Raw genomic sequence first — 17,174 nt, 5'->3', positions numbered from 1 at the left:
TGCAGCGTGTCGGCAACAGACCGGGCCGGCCGGATGGCCGGCCCGATCAAGGCCGGGACTACTCGGCGGACACGACGTTCCCCTCCCCGCCGTCGTCGACGACCGGCACCGACGGTGTGGCGACCTTGTTACCGTTGGCCCCTTCGACGAAGGTCACGTACTCGACGGCCGGGGCGGTCACCAGCGTGATGGAACTCTCGAACGAGAGGTTCACGACCGAACCGGTCACGGTCACCATGCTGTTCGACGCCTCGATGACGACGTTCTCGCAGTCGCCGTCGATGGTCACGTTCGAGCTGTCGTCGACGACCGTCACCGTGCCGTCGACGCACTCGGCCGCGACGTCGGGGATCGCGTAGTCGGAGCCGCTGGTGGGCTCTGCCGCCGCTGTCGGTGACGACGACGACGGGGAGGTGGGTTCCGGAGCGGTGCACCCGGCGAGGACGAGTGCGAGCCCGAAGACCGCGAGGAGGTTGAGCTGCTTGGTCATCCGTGGTTCCTTCAGTGGTCCTGGTCGGGGAGCATCAGCGGGTGAGGGTGAAGTCGTAGACGAACGACCCGACCGGCTTCCCGCCGACCTTCTCCGTCACCGTGCCGCCGGAGTAGCGGCCCGGCTGGTAGTCACGCGGCCAGGTGATCGCCCATGCTCCGGTGCGCTTGTCCGCTACGGCGGAGCCGAGATCCGTGCCCCAGACACCTCTGATCTGCACCGTCGCTCCGGGGTTCGCGCGTCCGGAGAACACGGGCCGGGTCCCGGTGATGGTGTCGCCGAGCTGCGGAGACTCGATCGTCAAGCGCGACTGCACGAGGGTGAAGTCGTAGACGAAGGTGTGCGTCGGGAAGCCGTCGACGATCTGCTGCACGGTGCCACCGGCGTAGCGGTTCGGCAGCAGCCCCTTGTTCCACGTGATCGACCAGGCACCACTCGCGTCGACCTCATCGATCGACCCGAGGAGGTCGCCCCAGGCGCCGCGGATCTCGAGCGCAGCACCCGGCTGAGCCGTGCCGGTGAACACCGGGACCTGGTCGGTGATCACCTCGCCGACCTTCGGTGAGGTGACGACCAACGGGGCCACGTCCGACGGCCCGACCGTGAAGTCGTAGACGAACGTCTGCGGCGGCGCGCCCGCGACGATCTGCTTGACCGTTCCGCCGACGTAGCGGCCGGGACGCAGGTTCTTGTTCCAGGTGATGGACCACGAGCCGCTGGCGTCGACCGGGTCGGCGGCACCCATGAGATCGCCCCAGGCGCCACGGACCTCGATCCGTGAACCCGGCTGGCCGGTTCCGGAGAACACCGGCGTCGTCTCGCGGATGGTCTCGCCGAGCCTCGGGGACTCGACCACCAACGGGAGGACCGGCGTGACCCCGGACGGCTCGAAGGCGACCTTCCACTGCCGACTCAGGCCGGTGCCCGGCTGGCGGACGAGTCCGTTCCGCTCACCGAGAGCGGCATCGTCCTTCGCCGTGAGGGACAGGGTGATGTCACGCTCGGCGGCGGTGACCGTTCCACGGAATCCCGGGAGCGACGCGTCCCAGACGAAGCCGGCCGTGGCCGTGCCGCGCTCGAACCCCTCGGGCACCACGATCTCGGTCGCGCCGAGCGCCGTCTCGGTGAAGGCGACCGGCACCTCGATCGTCGCGCCCTGCTGGACGGAGACGTCCGGGATGGTGACAGCCGGGGCGCCGACCGTGAAGTCGAACCGGACCTGCACGTCGGGTCCGACGCGGCTCTGCGTGGCGGTGCCCGTGTAGCGTCCGGGCGCGAGGTTCGTGGAGGCCACGGACCAGGAGGTCGAATCCGCCGGCACCAGCGTGCTGGCGAGCAGCACCTGTGCATCCGTGCGGATGGAGACGAGGGCGCCGGGCTGGCCGATGCCGCTGAACACGGGCGTCGGGGTGTCGACCGTGGCTCCGATGGCCGGCGCCTGGAGCGCGAACGGTTCGATCGGCGCGAGGTGCGACTGCGCGACCACATCGGTGATGCCGTCCAGCGACAGCTCGACGTACGTGTCGGTGTCGGTCCCGCCGAGCGAGTACGAACTCGACACCGGGTACAACGCGTACCCCGAGACCCACGCGTTCGACACGTACCGCCAGTGGAAGTCCTGTGACGAGGCGCCCGTGCACGTCCGGGCCGACACGAGTGCACGATGCCCGACCGAGTCGGGCGCCAGGCACAACGCGGAGGCGTCGCCGGTCCCGGTGATCGGGCCGGCGGTCCCGACGGCGGGCAAGGAGTACGTGCCGGCGAGCGATGCCGCACCGCCGGCCGTGGGCGAGTACAGCCGCTGGACGTGGCCGCCCGACACCGGAGCGGACACGCCGACGTAGGCGGTCGGGCCGCTGGAACGGTTCTGCAGCACGAGCTTGCCGACCACCCGCGCGGCCCCGGTGGACGGGGTCACCGCATCAGGCGCCACGGGCGGCGCACCCGGATCCTCGTGGTCGCCACCACCGGCGTCGGCGTCGTGCTCCTGGGGATCGGCGACGGACGCGACCGGAGGATCGGCCGAAGCCGGTGCCGGAGCGCCGACCGAGGACAGGAGGATGGTCGTGGCGGCCAGGGCTGCGACCGCATATCGGACGAAGAGTGCGCGTGGAGCGCGAGGCAGATCAGTCACGAGTGTCGAGACTACTGATCTGGTATATCTCCGTGGGTGCGGTCGCCGAATCTGTGGAGAACTCGTCCCTCGAGCGGATCGCCCGGCTGAACGACGGTTCCTCAGTCGGTCGGCACGTGCCGCTCGTCGGGCCCGACGTACTCGGAGAGCGGACGGATGAGCGCGTTCGACGCCAGCTGCTCGGCGATGTGCGCCGTCCACCCGACGATCCGAGCGGCGACGAACAGCGGCGTGAACGTGGCCGTGTCGAACCCGATCAGGTTGTACGCGGGGCCCGAGGGGTAGTCGAGGTTCGGCTTGATGTTCTTCCGCGCGACCATGTCCGCTTCGAGCGTCGTGTACAACTCGAGGATCTCGGGCTTGCCATAGTGCTCGGCGAGCCGCTCGAGCGCCTTGAGCATCGTCGGGACGCGCGAGTCGCCGTTCTTGTAGACGCGGTGTCCGAAGCCCATGATCTTGCGCTTCTCGGCGAGCGCCGTGTCGAGCCAGGCGCTGGCCTGGTCAGCCGTCCCGATCTCGTCGAAGACGTGCATGACGGCCTCGTTCGCCCCACCGTGCAGGGCGCCCTTGAGCGCGCCGATCGCGCCGGTGACCGCCGAGTACAGGTCGCTGAGGGTCGAGGTGATGACCCGGGCGGTGAACGTCGACGCGTTGAAGGAGTGCTCCGCGTAGAGGATCATCGAGACGTCGAACGCGTCGACGACGACCGGATCGGCTTCTTCACCGAAGGTCATGAAGAGGAAGTTGGCGCTGTAGCCGAGGTCGTCGCGCGGCGGGACGAGCTCGAGGCCGTGGCGGCGGCGCTGGTCGTAGGCGACGATCGCGGGCAGCTTCGCGTACAGGCTCGCGGCCTTCACCGCGTTGGCCTCGGGGGTGTTCGTCTCGGCGGTCGGGTCGTTCGCGCCGATCACGCTGACGGCCGTCCGGAGGGCGTCCATCGGGTGGCTCGTCGTCGGGAGGAGGTCGATGGCCGCCTTGACGTTGTCGTCGAGCGCGCGCTGGCCCCGCTCCAACGCAGTGAATTCCGCGAGTTCGGCGTCCGTGGGCAGTTCGCCGTTCCAGAGCAGGTACGCGACCTGCTCGAAGGTGCAGTGCTCGGCGAGCTCCTGGACCGGATACCCGCGGTAGAGCAGGGAGTTCGTCTCCGGGTTCACCTTCGAGACGCTCGTCACGTCGACGACGACGCCGGCGAGACCCTTCTTGATGTCGCTGGTCGCTTCGGTCATGCGTTGCTCCTTTGCGTACTGCCTGCGCGCGTCCTGCGCGCGTCGGTCGAGCTTGGCACCCGGCTCGCCCCTCGACAAGCTCGGGGAGCGGAGACCCAGGTGGTGTTCACCGGTGAGGGGACGCCTACCGGTCGATGGTGAAGTTGAAGACCGAGGTGTCGAAGCGGTTGTAGCCCTCGTAGTCGATCAGTTCGTAGAGGTCGGCACGGTGCTGCATCTCACCGAGCTTGCTCGTGAGCGAGCCCTCGTCGTTCAGCGTGTCGAGCGCGCGACCCGCAGCGCCCATCGCGATGCGGAGGAGCGACACCGGCCAGATGACGAGGTTCACGCCCACATCGGCGAGCTGCTGACTCGTGAACAGCTCGCTCTTGCCGAACTCCGTCATGTTGGCGAGGATCGGCACGTCGACCGCGTCGCGGACGGCTGCGAACTCCTCGAGCGACCGCATCGCCTCGGGGAAGATCGCGTCGGCTCCGGCGTCGACGAGCTGCTTGGCCCGGTCGATCGCGGCGTCGAGCCCGTCGACGGCGGCGATGTCGGTGCGCGCCATGATGAGCAGGTTCGCATCGCGCCGGGCGTCGACCGCGGCACGGATGCGGCCGAGCGCGGTGGAGGTGTCGACGACCTGCTTGCCGTCGAGGTGGCCGCAGCGCTTCGGGTTGACCTGGTCCTCGATGTGCAGCCCGGCGAGCCCGGCGTCCTCGATCTCCTGGACGGTGCGCGCGACGTTCATCGGCTCACCGAAGCCGGTGTCGGCGTCGACGATCGCGGGCAGCTCGGTCATCCGGGCGATCTGCTTGGCGCGACCGGCGACCTCGGTGAGGGTCGTCAGTCCGATGTCGGGCAGCCCGAGGTCGGCGGAGAGCACCGCGCCGGAGATGTAGACGCCGTCGAAGCCCTTCTGCTCGATGAGCCTCGCCGAGAGCGGGTTGAACGCGCCCGGGAAGCGCAGCAGCTCACCGGTGGCGAGTCGCTCGCGGAACAGCCGGCGCTTCTCCGCCGGCGTGGTCTCGCTGTACAGCATCAGCACTGTCCCTTCTGGAGGTCGGCCGGCATCAGAACAGGCCGGTCGGGTGGGGTGCCGAGGCGAGGACCCCGGAGGCGGCCTGGATGCTCAGCTGCTTGACCTCGTCGGCGTCGAGTTCCGGGAGCCGTTCGGCGAGCGCGAGGAACCGCTCGATCTCCTCCGGGTCGAGGACGTCGGCGGCGAGTGTGCGGAACTTGTGGACGTAGTCGGCGCGCGCGAACGGTCGGGCGCCGAGCGGGTGGGCGTCGGCGACGGCGATCTCGTCGACGATGGTCGAGCCGTCCGTGAGCGTGATCTCGATGCGACCGCCGAACGCCTGTTCGGCCGGGTCCAGCGAGTGGTAGCGGCGCGTCCACTCCGGGTCCTCCGCCGTCGAGATCCGGTGCCACAGCTCGACGGTGTCGGCGCGGGTGGCGCGCTCGGGACGGTAGGAGTCGACGTGGTGCCACGCGCCGTCCTGCAGCGCCACCGCGACGATGTAGGGGATGGAGTGGTCGAGCGTCTCGCGCGACGCCGTCGGGTCGTACTTCTGCGGGTCGTTCGCCCCGGAGCCGATGACGTAGTGCGTGTGGTGTGAGGTGTGGAGGACGATGCGGTCCACGGCTCCGGGCACGAGGAGTTCCGGGTGCTCGTGGTGCAGCTTGCGGGCGAGGTCGATCCACGCCTGCGCCTGGTACTCCGCCGAGTGCTCCTTCGTGAAGGAGTCGAGGATCGCGAGCTTCGGCTCACCGGCGCCGGGCAACGGGACGTCGTACGAGGCGTCGGGGCCGTCGAGCAACCAGGCGACCACGCCGTCCTCGCCCTCGTAGATCGGTGACGGGCTGGTCTCGCCGCGCATCGCCCGGTCGACGGCCTCGACCGCCATCTTGCCGGCGAACGCGGGGGCGTGCGCCTTCCAGGTGGAGATCTCGCCCTTGCGCGACTGGCGGGTGGCCGTCGTGGTGTGGAGCGCCTGGCCGATGGCCTGGTGGACGGCGGCCTGGTCGAGGCCGAGCATCGTGCCGATGCCGGCGGCGGCGCTCGGCCCGAGGTGTGCGACGTGGTCGATCTTGTGTCGGTGCAGGCTGATCGCCTTCGCGAGGTCGATCTGGATCTCGTAGCCGGTCGCGATCCCGCGGACGAGGTCGGCGCCCGTGCAGCCGACGTGCTGCGCCACCGCGACGATGGGCGGGATGTTGTCGCCCGGGTGCGAGTACTCGGCGGCGAGGAAGGTGTCGTGGAAGTCGAGCTCACGCACGGCCACGCCGTTGGCCCAGGCCGCCCATTCCGGTGAGACGCGGCGGGCGAGGTCGGGCCCGAACACGGTGGCACCGTCGCCGCCGGTGCTGACGGGGTGGCTGAGCGCCTGGGCGCGAGCCGAGGAGACCGGGCGACGCGTGAGCGAGGCCGCTGCGACGGCGGCGTTGTCGATGACCCGGTTGATGATCATGTCGACGACCTCGGGCGTCACCTCCACCGGATCGGTGGCGACGCGGGCGAGCTGCCAGGCGAGCTGGCCCTCGCGGGCGAGGTTCTCGTCGCTGCGGTGGACGCGCAGGTGGTGCTGGATCACGGGTGTTCCTTTCGGGTGCTGCCCCCGCGGGTGTGCTGCCGGGCGTCACGTCCCTCCAGCCTACGCCCGCGGGTCCGTCGCGCCGCAGCAGGAGAACCGCCCGGGAACAGGACATTTCGCGTGGAACGGTCCTGCTGTCGCGCTGTTCTCCTGGCGTCGTGGAATACCAGCCTTGTTCTCCGCATCCACCCAGCCCGCGTACACCGCGCATACGGCGGCCGCGGCCAGAGTGACACCCGTACCGACCCTTGACGAACCGAAGGAGACGACCGTGCCGATGCACACCCCTGGGGCACAGACCCCGCACCTGTTCGGCGACGTGATCCGAGCCGAGGCGCTCCACTACACCGAACTGTTCGCGGAGAAGCCGTTCGTACCGGCCCTGCTGCTGTACTGCTCGAACGGCGCGTACCGCATCCTGTCGCCGGGCGAGGACCACCCCGGCAGTTACGTCGCCGAGGGCCCGCTGTCCGCGGAGCGGCTGCGCGTGAACTTCATCTCGTGGCCGTCCGAGGACTGGAACCGGAACGTCGCCTTCCACGTGCTCGACTTCGACCGGACGACCGGAGGCTTCACCCAGCGGCTTCGGCTCCCGGGCGACCCCGAGCCGAAGCACCAGGCCGGCCGCCACACCGAGGTGACCGACCTCGGTGCCTGGGACGCGGACACGACGTGGGAGACGGCCGAGCCGCTCCTCCACGAGGCCTTCGAGGCACTCGCCCGCGGCTGACGGAGCGAGCCGCGGGCCGTCAGCGGATGGTACGAAGCACCGTGTGCGGACGACCGCCGACGGTCGGGGTCAGGCGGCGAGCAGCTGCGGGTCGGCAGCGGGGCGCATCGGGATGATCGTCGCGTCGGCGAGCGTGTCCGCGGCCAGCGGCAGCTCGACGACGACCGGAGCCGCCGCGGTCTCGAAGCGGTCGGCGATGTCGAACATGAGCGCGTCGAGGCGGGTTCGGAGCGCGTCGGCGATGGTCACGACCACCTCGGAGGAGGCGTCCTTCCGGCCGCGTTCGATCTCCGACAGGTAGGGCGTCGAGACGGCTGCCGCGGTCGCGACGTCCTGCAGAGTGCGCCCCTGTTCGAGCCGACGCGTGCGCAGGGCCGCGCCGAGGGCTTCGCGGTACAACATGGCGACTCCTTCCGACTGCGGACGCGGGCTCCGTGACCGCGTGCTCTCACTGTAGGCGCGGGTCGGCCAGGCTCGGGGAGCACACGTTCTGCCGTCAGCGGACAGGGGCGTCCGCTACAGGAAGATGTCGGGATAGAGCTCCGACTCGTCAACGCCCGGTGAGTACTTCGCGAGGTCGGTGATCCCGGCCTCCGCGAGGACGTCCTCCACGATGAGCGACCGCCCCGTGAGCTCACGCGCCGACGCCGTCAGGACCTCGTAGGCCGCGTCGGCGTAGATCTCCGGGGTGCGGCTCTTCGCCAGGAGCGCTTCGCCGCCGAGGATGTTGCCGACCGCCGCCGTCTTGATCGTCGTCTTCGGCCAGAGTGTGTTCGCAGCGATGCCGTCCCGTCCGAACTCGGCCGCGAGACCGAGCGTCACCATCGACATGCCGTACTTCGCGAGCGTGTAGCCGGTGTGGGCGCCGAGCCACTTCGGATCGAGGTTGAGCGGCGGCGACAACGAGAGGATGTGCGGGTTCTCCGCGTCCTTGAGCATCGGGATAGCCGCCCGCGACAGCATGAACGTGCCGCGCACGTTCACGTCCTGCATGAGGTCGTACCGCTTCGCGTCGAGGTCGAGGGTGCGTGCGAGGCTGATGACGCTCGCATTGTTGACGACGATGTCGATCCCGCCGAACTCACCGGCCGTCTCGAACACGGCCCGCGTGATGTCGTCGTCGTTCCGGACGTCGCCGAGGATCGGGAGCGCCTGCCCACCGGCCTCGCGGATCGCGTCCGCCGCGGTGTGGATCGTCCCCTCGAGGCGGGGATCGGGGGTGTCGGTCTTGGCGAGGATCGCGACGTTCGCGCCATCGCGAGCCGCACGCAGGGCGATCGCGAGGCCGATGCCGCGGCTGCCGCCCGACATGAGGATGGTCTTGCCGGCGAGGGTGGTCATGCGGTGGGCTCCTTCGGAGTGGTGGTTGCGGCGGAGGCGGCGCGCTTCGCCGACGCGGCGGCGAACGCTGCGACGCGCTCGACCGACTCGGGCGTCTCGATCGCCGCGCCGATCGTGCGGGCTTCGTCGTCGAGGGCGTCCTGGTAGCCGCGGCCGACGCTCTCGCGCAGCAGCCGCCTCGCCTGACCGAACGCGGCCGTGGCTCCGGCCAGCCAGAACGCGGCCACCTCGCGGGCACGGGCGTCGAGCTGCTCGGCGGGGACCACCTCGGTCACGAGCCCCCAGTCGAGCGCCTCCTCGGCGCTCAGCATCCGCGGGCCGAGGGTGAGCTCGAGCGCCCGACGCATCCCGACCGCCTCGGGCAACAGGGTGCTCACGCCGCAGTCGGGCGTGAGGCCGATGTCGGCGTACTTGCTGACGAACTTCGCCCGGTCGGACGCGATGATCACGTCGGCGACGAGCATGAATCCCAGGCCGCCGCCCGCGACAGCCCCCTGGACGGCGGCGACGATCGGCTTCGCGACCGTCTGCAGGGTCCGGTGGCCCTCGTGGATGATGTCGGCGAGTTCGGTGACGAAGGCGCCCGTCGATCCTGCGCTGCCGTCACCCATCCGCGACATCGCGAGGACGTCGCCGCCCGCGCAGAACGCCGGTCCGTTGGCGTCGAACAGGACCGCCCGGACGTCGTCGCGCTCCGCGATCTCCAGGGCGAGGTCGCGCCATCGTCTGGCCGCATGGTCGTCGATCGCATTGAGGCTCGCGGGCCGGTTGAGCGTGAGGTGCGCGAGGCCGTCGCTCACCTCGAAGAGGATGGTGTCGTCGCTGGTCACGGAGTGGCTCCCTGGTCGGTGGATGGGTTCGTCGGCATCGGAGAGCCGGTCATTTCGGCGCCATCCGGATCGCGCCGTCGAGGCGGATCGTCTCACCGTTGAGGTAGCCGTTCTCGACGATGTGCAGGGCGAGTGAGGCGTACTCGTCGGGACGGCCGAGGCGCGCCGGGTACGGCACCTGGTGCCCGAGCGACTCCTGCGCCGCCTCGGGCAGTCCGGCGAGCATGGGCGTCTCCATGATGCCGGGTGCGATCGTCACGACCCGGATCCCGAAGCGCGCCAGCTCGCGGGCGATCGGCAGCGTCATCGAGTGCACCGCACCCTTGGACGCGGCGTAGGCGGGCTGGCCGATCTGTCCGTCGAAGGCGGCGACGGACGCGGTGTTGATGATGACGCCGCGGTCCCCGGCGCCGTCGGCGGGGTCGCCGTCCGGATCGTTGTGCTGCATGGCATCGGCGGTGAGCCGGATGACGTTGAAGGTGCCGAGGACGTTGACGCGCAGGACGCGTTCGAAGGCCCCGAGGTCCGCCGGGCCGTCGCGGCCGAGCACCTTCGCCGGTGGCGCGATGCCGGCACAGTTCACGACGACCCGCAGCGGTCCACGCGACACCGCCGCTTCGACCGCCGCCTGCACCTGCTCGCCGTCGGTGACGTCGGCGGGCACGAAGGTCGCGAACCCGCCGAGCTCCTCGGCCCGCTCCGCTCCGGGTGAGCCGGGGAGGTCGACGAGCACGACGCGCGCGCCGGCGCCGGCCAGCCGCGTCGCGGTCGCGAATCCGAGTCCCGAGGCGCCGCCGGTGACGATCGCCGAGCTGCCGGTCACATCCATGTCGTGGTTCCCTTCACCTGGTGGGCGCGCCCATCAGAGGCGCTCGATGATCGTCGCGTTGGCCATACCGCCGCCCTCGCACATCGTCTGCAGACCGTACCGGCCGCCGGTCGCCTCGAGCTGGCCGAGGAGGGTGGCGAGGAGCTTCGTCCCGGAGGCGCCGAGCGGGTGCCCGAGGGCGATCGCCCCGCCACGCGGGTTGAGCCGGTCGTCGTCCACCCTGAACTCGCGTTGCCACGCGAGCGGGACGGACGCGAACGCCTCGTTGACCTCGAACGCGTCGATGTCGTCGATGTCGAGCCCGCTGCGCTCCATGATGCGGCGGGTGGCGGGGAGGATGCCGGTGAGCATCTCGATCGGGTCGCTCCCGACCGCGGCGAAGGAGACGAAGCGCGCACGCGGCGTCAGCCCCAGCTCGAGCGCCCGGACCTCGCTCATGATGAGCGCGGCCGAGGCGCCGTCGGTGAGCGGTGAGGCGTTCCCCGGCGTGATCCGCCAGGCGATCTCGGGGAAGCGCGCCGCGAGCCGTTCGTCGCGGAAGACGGCGGGGAGCCCGGCGAGCGCCTCGGGGGTCGTCCCGGCTCGGACCGTCTCGTCGGTCGTGACGACGGAGCCGTCGGGGAGGGTGACGGCGACGACCTCGCCGTCGAACCCGCCGGACGCCCAGGTCGCGGCGGCGCGCTCGTGGGAGCGGGCGGCGAAGGCGTCGAGCTCCTCGCGGCTGAGGTTCCAGCGGGCGGCGATGAGTTCGGCGGAGACGCCCTGGCCGACGAGGCCATCGGGGAAGCGGGCTCGGAGGGCGGAGCCGAAGGGGTCTGCACCCTGCACGTTGGAGCCCATCGGCGCTCGACTCATCGATTCGACACCGCAGGCGATGACGACGTCGTTGCCCGCCGACATGACGCTCTGTGCGGCGAAGGTGGTGGCCTGCTGGCTGGAGCCGCACTGTCGGTCGATGGTGGTGCCGGGGGTCTCCTGCGGGAGCCCTGCGGCGAGCGCCGCGTTCCGCGCGATGTTCTGCGCCTGCTCGCCGGACTGGGTGACGCAGCCGGCGTACACGTCCTCGACGACCGCGGGATCGATGCCGGTCCGCTCCACGAGCGCACGGATCGTGCCGGCGAGGAGGTCCGTCGGGTGCACGGCGTTCAGCGCACCGCCCGGTTTGCCCCGGCCGGACGGCGTCCGGATCGCGTCGACGATCACTGCAGTGCGCATAGCCATCTCCTTCGAGGTCTGCGTCCACCCTAGGCCTGGCGCCTGCGCGGAAGGCGGCGGTTGTCGCCCTTCGACAAGCGAGGGGCCGGAACGTCCGTGTCCGCTGGACCGGCCCGACGATCCGCGGTCGGCGACACGTACGATTGAGCGGTGGCCGACCCGAAGATCCTCCTGTACTACGCGTTCGCTCCCCTGGCGGACCCGGAGGCGATCCGGCTGTGGCAGCGCGACCTCTGCGAGTCACTCGGCCTCCGTGGTCGCATCCTCATCTCGAAGGACGGCATCAACGGCACCGTCGGCGGTGAGCTCGACGCCTGCAAGCTCTACGTCCGGAAGACGAAGGAGCACCCCGCGTTCCGCGACCTCGACGTGAAGTGGAGCGACGGCTCCGGCTTCGACGAGGACGACCCCGTCCGCACGGCCAGGCACCGGCCAGCGCCCTGGCGTCGGAGCAGCGACTTCCCGAAGCTCAGCGTGAAGGTGCGCGAGGAGATCGTGTCCTTCGGCGCCCCGGGTGAGCTCGTGGTGGACGAGCATGGCGTCACCGGCGGCGGGGTGCACCTGCAGCCGACGGAACTGCACGAGCTCGTCGCGGAGCGCGGCGACGACGTCGTGTTCTTCGACGGCCGGAACGCGTTCGAGGCCGAGATCGGGCGGTTCGCCGGCGCGGTCGTGCCCGACGTCGCGACCACCCGGGACTTCGTCGCCGAACTCGACAGCGGCAAGTACGACCACCTCAAGGACAAGCCGGTCGTCACCTACTGCACGGGCGGCATCCGCTGCGAGGTGCTCTCGGGACTCATGCGCTCTCGCGGGTTCGGGGAGGTGTACCAGCTCGACGGCGGCATCGTCCGGTACGGCGAGCAGTTCGGCGACGACGGCCTGTGGGAGGGATCCCTGTACGTGTTCGACAAGCGTGGCTCGCTCGAGTTCAGTGATCACGCGGCCGTCATCGGGCACTGCGTCGTCTGCGACGCGTCGACCAAGCACCTCCAGAACTGTGTGGACCCCTCCTGCAAGACGCAGCTGGTCGTGTGCGAGGCGCACGCGGACGGGCCCGACGGCGGCCCGCGATGCGCCGTGCACACCGGGGCCGACGTCTCCACCGATGCCCGCACCGGCCAGCCCGCCTGATCCGCCACCGTCATGACCGCCCACTTCCGGCTCCGCACCGAGCTCGCGGGGACGATGCAGCAGGCCTTCGACCTCTCGCGGTCGATCGACGCCCACCTCGGCTCGATGGCGGACACCGGTGAACGGGCGGTCGGCGGCGTGACCTCCGGGCTGATCGGCCTCGGTGAGACCGTCACCTGGCGGGCGAAGCACTTCGGTGTGCCGTGGACGATGACGAGTCGGATCACCGTGTTCGAGGAACCCCACCGGTTCACCGACGAACAGGTGTCCGGTCCGTTCCGGACGTTCCGCCACGTCCACCTCTTCGAACCGCTCGAGCGCCCGATGGGGACGGCGCGGACCATCATGCTCGACGACGTCACGTTCTCGGCGCCGTTCGGTCCGCTCGGCGTCGTGGCCGAACACGTCGCGCTCACCCGGCACCTGCGACGGCTCATCGAGTCGCGGAACCGGTGGTTGGCTGCGGCACTTCGACAGTGACCGGAGGGTGCGGCGTTCCGGTCACTGAGCTTGTCGAAGTGCCGCAGGAACGATTCGGTCCCTGAGCCTGTCGAAGGGCGGATACCTCGACATCGAGACAACCCGACACCTGTCGTGCCGCGCCCTGACCGCGCACATCCGCCCCTGCCAAGATGGAGCCATGGGTGCTCGCACGAAGTCGAAACTGGCCATCATCGGGGCGGGGAGCGTCGGTTCGTCCCTCGCCTACGCCTCGCTCATCCGCGGCAGCGCCCGGCGGGTGGCGCTCTACGACATCGACGGCAAGCGGGCCTCGGCCGAGGTCCTCGACCTCGCCCATGGGACGCAGTTCACCGGGTCGAGCAGCATCACCGGCGGTGACGACATCTCGGTCGTCGCCGATGCCGACGTTGTCGTGATCACGGCCGGCGCGAAGCAGGAACCCGGCCAGACGCGACTCGACCTCGCGGGCACGAACATCCGCATCCTCGAGCAGCTGCTGCCGAAACTCGTCGAGCAGGCGCCGGACGCCGTCTACATGCTCGTCACGAACCCGTGCGACGTCCTCACCGTCGCCGCCCAGCAGATCACGGGGTTGCCGCGCGAACGTGTCTTCTCGTCCGGCACCGTCCTCGACACCTCCCGGCTGCGCTGGTTGCTGGCTGAACGTGCCGGTGTCGCGACCTCGGCGGTGCACGCACTCATCGTCGGCGAGCACGGCGACAGCGAACTACCGCTGTGGTCGCAGGCGACCATCGGCCCCGTCCCGATCCTCGACTGGGAGCTACCCGGCGGATCGCGCTTCACGGAGCAGCAGCTCGACGAGATCGCGACCGACGTCCGGACGGCCGCCTATCGCGTCATCGAGGGAAAGGGCGCGACGAACTACGCCATCGGGCTCTCCGGTGCGCGCATCGTCGAGGCCATCCTCGGCGACGAGCACGCCATCCTGCCGGTGAGCACCGTGCTCGACGGATACCACGGCGTCAGCGGGGTCGCCCTGTCGGTGCCGAGCATCGTCGACCGCTCGGGCGTCCGTTCGGTGGTCGAGGTCGCGATGTCGCCACGCGAGGAACAGCAGTTCGCCGACTCGGCCGCCGCCGTCCGCGCGTCGCTCGACTCGCTCGGGCTGTAACCGCCGACCTCATCCTCGGCTCCGCCGTCCCTGTCTCAGGAGAGGTGCCGCGTGTCGCCCCGATGCGAGCCCACCACGCCGGGCATCTCCTGAGACGGGGCCACAGGCGCCTTCACCGGGATCTCCCCCGAGCGGCCGATGTGCGACAGGCATCGGTCCCGATAGCGTTGCAGGACGAGGCGCGGATCCGGCCGCGCCCCTGGGGAGGCACCGGATGACCGCTGGCGTGACGATCGAGTTCGACGGACTCTCGAAATCCTTCGGGGCGGTGCAGGCGGTCGACGACCTGACGTTCCACGTGGAACCGGGCAAGGTCACCGGTTTCCTCGGCCCGAACGGCGCCGGGAAGACGACGACCCTGCGCATGCTGCTCGGCCTCGTCCAACCGACGTCGGGGAGGGCGACCTTCGGCGGTGTCCCCTACGCCAAGCTGCCGGTCCCTGCCTCGACCGTCGGGGCTGCACTGGAAGCGGCGAGCTTCGTTCCCGGCCGCACCGCCCGCAACCACCTGCGCGTGCACGCCTCGGCAGCGCGGCTGCCGGCGAGCCGGGTGGACGTCGTGCTCGCGCAGGTCGGCCTGCTCGAGGTCGCCGACCGACGCGTCGCCGGATACTCGCTCGGCATGCGACAACGGCTCGGCCTCGCGACCGCGCTCCTCGGCGACCCCGGTGTGCTCGTCCTCGACGAACCGATCAACGGGCTCGACCCCGAGGGGATCAAGTGGATCCGCGGCTTCCTCACCGCACTCGCGGCCGAAGGTCGGACCGTCCTCATCAGCTCGCACCTGCTCAGCGAGGTGCAGCAGTCCGTCGACGAGGTCGTGATCATCGCGAAGGGGCGGCTCGCGCACGTGGGCACCCTCGCGAGCCTCGACGCCGCCGACACCCTCCGCGTCGTCGTGAACTCCCCGGAGCACGAGCGGCTCGCCACGGCGCTGACCGCCGCGGGTTACACCTTCGACCAGGCCCGCGCGGGGCTCGTCGTGCACGATGTGGAGGCGATCGACATCGGCCGGGTCGCGCTCGCCGCCGGTATTCCGCTCAGCGCGTTGTCGCGGCATCGATCAGGGCTCGAGGATTCGTTCCTCGCGCTCGTCAGCGGTGGGGAGGACCACGCATGACCTCACTACTGGCAGCCATCCGCTCCGAGTTCCTCAAGGTGTTCACCACCCGCGTGTGGTGGGGACTCGCCCTCATCCTGTTCGTGTACGTCGGTTTCGCCGCGGCCGGGGCGGCGCTCCTCTTCGCCAACATCCCGGGCGCGGCCGAGTCCAGCGGGGCCGGGGTGCAGGCGACGAGCGAGATGCTCACCCAACCCGGTCTCATCTACGGCTTCGCGACGAGCATCGGGTACGTCTTCCCCGTCCTGCTCGGTGCGCTCGCCACGACCGGCGAGTTCCGGCACCAGAGCCTGACGCCGACGTTCCTCGCCAACCCGAACCGCGGTCACGTCCTCGTCGGCAAGGTCCTGGCACTGACCGGGGTCGGCGCACTGTACGGCGTGATCGCGCTGGCTGCGTCCGTCGGTCTCGGCGGCGGCGCCCTGGCGATCAGCGGCATCGATCCGATGCTGACCGACCCCGACACCTGGGCGCTCATCGGCCGGGCGGTGCTCGCAATGGCTTTGTGGGGCGCGATCGGCGTCGGCCTCGGGGCGGTGCTGCCGAGCCAGGTGGGCGCGATCATCGTCGTGCTGGCCTTCACGCAGTTCGTCGAGCCGCTGCTGCGCCTGGCCTCCTCGTTCTCGGAGGTCACCGCGTCCATCGGCCGGTTCCTGCCGGGTGCTGCGACGGACGCGCTCGTCGGACCGAGCTTCTACTCGATGATGTCCGCTCAACAGGACGCGCTGACCTGGTGGCAGGGCGGACTCGTCCTCCTCGGCATCGGGGTCGTCGTCGCGCTCATCGGCTACGCCACGACCTGGCGCCGCGACGTCACCTAGGCACGGTCTGCGCGATGACTCGAGCCGGCAGCCCCTCGACGGGGAGGCGTAGGCTCGACGGACAGCCACCGACCGGTCACCGCACCGGAGACAGGAGCACCATGGGCCGCGCATACCTCGTCGAGCAGGTCGAGCACGAGGGTGGCAAGCCCACCCGGACGGTCGACCTCCGCGACCTCCCCGACGCCTCGCTGCCCGACGCCGCGGTCACCGTCGACGTCGAGTACTCGAGCATCAACTACAAGGACGCCCTCGTCCTCACCGGGAAGCCGGGCGTCGTGCGGTCGTTCCCGATGGTCGCGGGCATCGACCTCGTCGGCGTCGTCGCAGCGTCGAGTGATCCCGCGTGGACGGCCGGCGACCGTGTGGCCCTGTTCGGTGACGGCCTGAGCGAGACCCGGTACGGCGGGCTCTCCGAGCGCGCGAAGGTGCGGTCCGACGCGCTCGTCCGCGTCCCCGACCACGTCTCGAGCGCACAGGCCGCCGCGATCGGCACAGCCGGATACACCGCGGCCCTCGCCGTGCTCGCGCTCGAGCACGGCAGCGCGACCTCCGGTGCAGTCCGTGTCGGCGGGCTCCCAGTGCTCGTCACCGGAGCCGGCGGCGGGGTCGGAAGCGTCGCGATCGCACTGCTGGCCGCCGCCGGCCTTGAGGTCGCCGCCTCGACCGGGCGGGTCGACGAGCTGGGAGACGCCCTGCGGCGGCTCGGCGCGGCGTCGATCGTCGACCGTGCGGAGTTCGCCGAGGCCGGCCGCCCACTCGGCAGCCAGCGCTGGGCGGGAGCCGTCGACTCCGTCGGCGGTCAGACGCTCGCGACGGTCCTGTCGCAGGTCGAGTACGGCGGGACGGTCGCCGCCTGTGGGCTCGCCGGCGGGTCCGACCTCCCGACGTCGGTCATGCCGTTCATCCTCCGCGGGGTGACGCTCGCGGGCGTGAACTCCGTCGAGGCACCGCTCCCCCTGCGGCAGGCCGCCTGGGAGCGCGTGACCACCGCGCTCGACCTCGACGTGCTCGACACCCTGACCGAGACGGTCTCCCTCGCAGAGGCGACGGATGCGGCGGAACGGGTCCTCGCAGGCTCGGTCCACGGCCGGATCGTCGTCGACGTCCGCGCCTGACCCGCGTTCACAA

17 protein-coding genes are annotated in these 17,174 nt (G+C 70.6%); 7 read left to right on the top strand and 10 right to left on the bottom strand.

Annotated features, from left to right (window positions below):
* Window positions 1-58: 58 nt before the first annotated feature.
* The 5 genes from ITJ62_RS12755 to ITJ62_RS12735 all read right to left on the bottom strand — a co-directional run bounded on the left by ITJ62_RS12755 (window position 59) and on the right by ITJ62_RS12735 (window position 6,429).
* On the bottom strand, window positions 59-490 hold the full coding sequence (locus tag ITJ62_RS12755; protein ID WP_194602728.1) for a hypothetical protein: 432 nt from the start codon (window positions 488-490) through the stop codon (window positions 59-61).
* Between the two features lie 34 nt (window positions 491-524).
* The gene (locus tag ITJ62_RS12750; protein WP_194602723.1) at window positions 525-2,624 is read right to left on the bottom strand and encodes a hypothetical protein; all 2,100 of its coding nucleotides are present in this window, start codon (window positions 2,622-2,624) and stop codon (window positions 525-527) included.
* A gap of 101 nt (window positions 2,625-2,725) precedes the next feature.
* Window positions 2,726-3,850 carry a bifunctional 2-methylcitrate synthase/citrate synthase gene (locus ITJ62_RS12745; RefSeq protein WP_194602720.1) on the bottom strand — a complete coding sequence of 375 codons (1,125 nt, stop codon included), beginning with the start codon at window positions 3,848-3,850 and terminating at the stop codon, window positions 2,726-2,728.
* Between the two features lie 124 nt (window positions 3,851-3,974).
* Window positions 3,975-4,874 carry a methylisocitrate lyase gene (gene prpB, locus ITJ62_RS12740; protein WP_064294892.1) on the bottom strand — a complete coding sequence of 300 codons (900 nt, stop codon included), beginning with the start codon at window positions 4,872-4,874 and terminating at the stop codon, window positions 3,975-3,977.
* 31 nt (window positions 4,875-4,905) lie between these two features.
* Window positions 4,906-6,429, bottom strand: coding sequence for an MmgE/PrpD family protein (locus ITJ62_RS12735; RefSeq protein WP_194602717.1), 1,524 nt, complete (start codon window positions 6,427-6,429; stop codon window positions 4,906-4,908).
* A 271-nt stretch (window positions 6,430-6,700) separates the two neighbouring features.
* Here ITJ62_RS12735 and ITJ62_RS12730 point away from each other — a divergent pair, with 271 nt between their 5' ends.
* A complete protein-coding gene (locus ITJ62_RS12730) occupies window positions 6,701-7,159 on the top strand; it encodes a hypothetical protein (RefSeq protein WP_194602715.1) in 459 nt (152 codons plus the stop codon).
* A 69-nt stretch (window positions 7,160-7,228) separates the two neighbouring features.
* Here ITJ62_RS12730 and ITJ62_RS12725 read toward each other — a convergent pair whose 3' ends face one another.
* From ITJ62_RS12725 to ITJ62_RS12705, 5 genes are all read right to left on the bottom strand, one after another.
* On the bottom strand, window positions 7,229-7,561 hold the full coding sequence (locus tag ITJ62_RS12725; RefSeq protein WP_194602712.1) for a helix-turn-helix domain-containing protein: 333 nt from the start codon (window positions 7,559-7,561) through the stop codon (window positions 7,229-7,231).
* Window positions 7,562-7,675: 114 nt separating this feature from the next.
* Window positions 7,676-8,500, bottom strand: coding sequence for an NAD(P)-dependent oxidoreductase (locus tag ITJ62_RS12720; protein WP_194602709.1), 825 nt, complete (start codon window positions 8,498-8,500; stop codon window positions 7,676-7,678).
* Window positions 8,497-9,330: an enoyl-CoA hydratase/isomerase family protein gene (locus tag ITJ62_RS12715; RefSeq protein WP_194602707.1), complete on the bottom strand. Its 834-nt coding sequence runs from the start codon at window positions 9,328-9,330 to the stop codon at window positions 8,497-8,499. Before ITJ62_RS12715 ends, ITJ62_RS12720 begins: the two co-directional genes overlap by 4 nt.
* Before the next feature lie 49 nt (window positions 9,331-9,379).
* Entirely contained in the window at window positions 9,380-10,159 is a 780-nt protein-coding gene (locus ITJ62_RS12710; RefSeq protein ID WP_194602704.1) for a 3-hydroxyacyl-CoA dehydrogenase, read from the bottom strand.
* 33 nt (window positions 10,160-10,192) lie between these two features.
* Entirely contained in the window at window positions 10,193-11,374 is a 1,182-nt protein-coding gene (locus ITJ62_RS12705; RefSeq protein ID WP_194602701.1) for a thiolase family protein, read from the bottom strand.
* A 150-nt stretch (window positions 11,375-11,524) separates the two neighbouring features.
* Between ITJ62_RS12705 and ITJ62_RS12700 the strand changes: the two genes are divergently transcribed.
* The 6 genes from ITJ62_RS12700 (at window position 11,525) to ITJ62_RS12675 (ending at window position 17,161) form a co-directional block, all read left to right on the top strand.
* Window positions 11,525-12,508, top strand: coding sequence for a rhodanese-related sulfurtransferase (locus ITJ62_RS12700; RefSeq protein WP_194602698.1), 984 nt, complete (start codon window positions 11,525-11,527; stop codon window positions 12,506-12,508).
* A gap of 12 nt (window positions 12,509-12,520) precedes the next feature.
* Window positions 12,521-12,988 carry an SRPBCC family protein gene (locus ITJ62_RS12695; protein WP_194602696.1) on the top strand — a complete coding sequence of 156 codons (468 nt, stop codon included), beginning with the start codon at window positions 12,521-12,523 and terminating at the stop codon, window positions 12,986-12,988.
* A gap of 160 nt (window positions 12,989-13,148) precedes the next feature.
* A complete protein-coding gene (locus ITJ62_RS12690) occupies window positions 13,149-14,102 on the top strand; it encodes an L-lactate dehydrogenase (protein WP_194602693.1) in 954 nt (317 codons plus the stop codon).
* A gap of 214 nt (window positions 14,103-14,316) precedes the next feature.
* Window positions 14,317-15,222, top strand: a complete 906-nt coding sequence (locus ITJ62_RS12685) for an ATP-binding cassette domain-containing protein (protein ID WP_194602688.1) — start codon at window positions 14,317-14,319, stop codon at window positions 15,220-15,222.
* Window positions 15,219-16,043, top strand: coding sequence for an ABC transporter permease subunit (locus tag ITJ62_RS12680; RefSeq protein ID WP_194602686.1), 825 nt, complete (start codon window positions 15,219-15,221; stop codon window positions 16,041-16,043). Before ITJ62_RS12685 ends, ITJ62_RS12680 begins: the two co-directional genes overlap by 4 nt.
* Window positions 16,044-16,144: 101 nt before the next feature.
* Window positions 16,145-17,161, top strand: coding sequence for an acryloyl-CoA reductase (locus ITJ62_RS12675; protein WP_194602683.1), 1,017 nt, complete (start codon window positions 16,145-16,147; stop codon window positions 17,159-17,161).
* Window positions 17,162-17,174 lie beyond the last annotated feature (13 nt).

The organism is Plantibacter sp. VKM Ac-2876 (assembly GCF_015350715.1).
In the GTDB taxonomy this organism is placed as follows: Bacteria; Actinomycetota; Actinomycetes; order Actinomycetales; family Microbacteriaceae; genus Plantibacter; species Plantibacter auratus.
This window is presented reverse-complemented; position numbering and strand designations above follow the sequence as displayed.

Coding starts and splice junctions, on each gene's coding strand:
- prpB (WP_064294892.1), bottom strand. CDS start 4,874: ATGCTGTACAGCGAGACCACGCCGGCGGAGAAGCGCCGGCTGTTCCGC.
- ITJ62_RS12725 (WP_194602712.1), bottom strand. CDS start 7,561: ATGTTGTACCGCGAAGCCCTCGGCGCGGCCCTGCGCACGCGTCGGCTC.
- ITJ62_RS12680 (WP_194602686.1), top strand. CDS start 15,219: ATGACCTCACTACTGGCAGCCATCCGCTCCGAGTTCCTCAAGGTGTTC.
- ITJ62_RS12755 (WP_194602728.1), bottom strand. CDS start 490: ATGACCAAGCAGCTCAACCTCCTCGCGGTCTTCGGGCTCGCACTCGTC.
- ITJ62_RS12745 (WP_194602720.1), bottom strand. CDS start 3,850: ATGACCGAAGCGACCAGCGACATCAAGAAGGGTCTCGCCGGCGTCGTC.
- ITJ62_RS12720 (WP_194602709.1), bottom strand. CDS start 8,500: ATGACCACCCTCGCCGGCAAGACCATCCTCATGTCGGGCGGCAGCCGC.
- ITJ62_RS12710 (WP_194602704.1), bottom strand. CDS start 10,159: ATGGATGTGACCGGCAGCTCGGCGATCGTCACCGGCGGCGCCTCGGGA.
- ITJ62_RS12690 (WP_194602693.1), top strand. CDS start 13,149: ATGGGTGCTCGCACGAAGTCGAAACTGGCCATCATCGGGGCGGGGAGC.
- ITJ62_RS12675 (WP_194602683.1), top strand. CDS start 16,145: ATGGGCCGCGCATACCTCGTCGAGCAGGTCGAGCACGAGGGTGGCAAG.
- ITJ62_RS12695 (WP_194602696.1), top strand. CDS start 12,521: ATGACCGCCCACTTCCGGCTCCGCACCGAGCTCGCGGGGACGATGCAG.
- ITJ62_RS12705 (WP_194602701.1), bottom strand. CDS start 11,374: ATGCGCACTGCAGTGATCGTCGACGCGATCCGGACGCCGTCCGGCCGG.
- ITJ62_RS12685 (WP_194602688.1), top strand. CDS start 14,317: ATGACCGCTGGCGTGACGATCGAGTTCGACGGACTCTCGAAATCCTTC.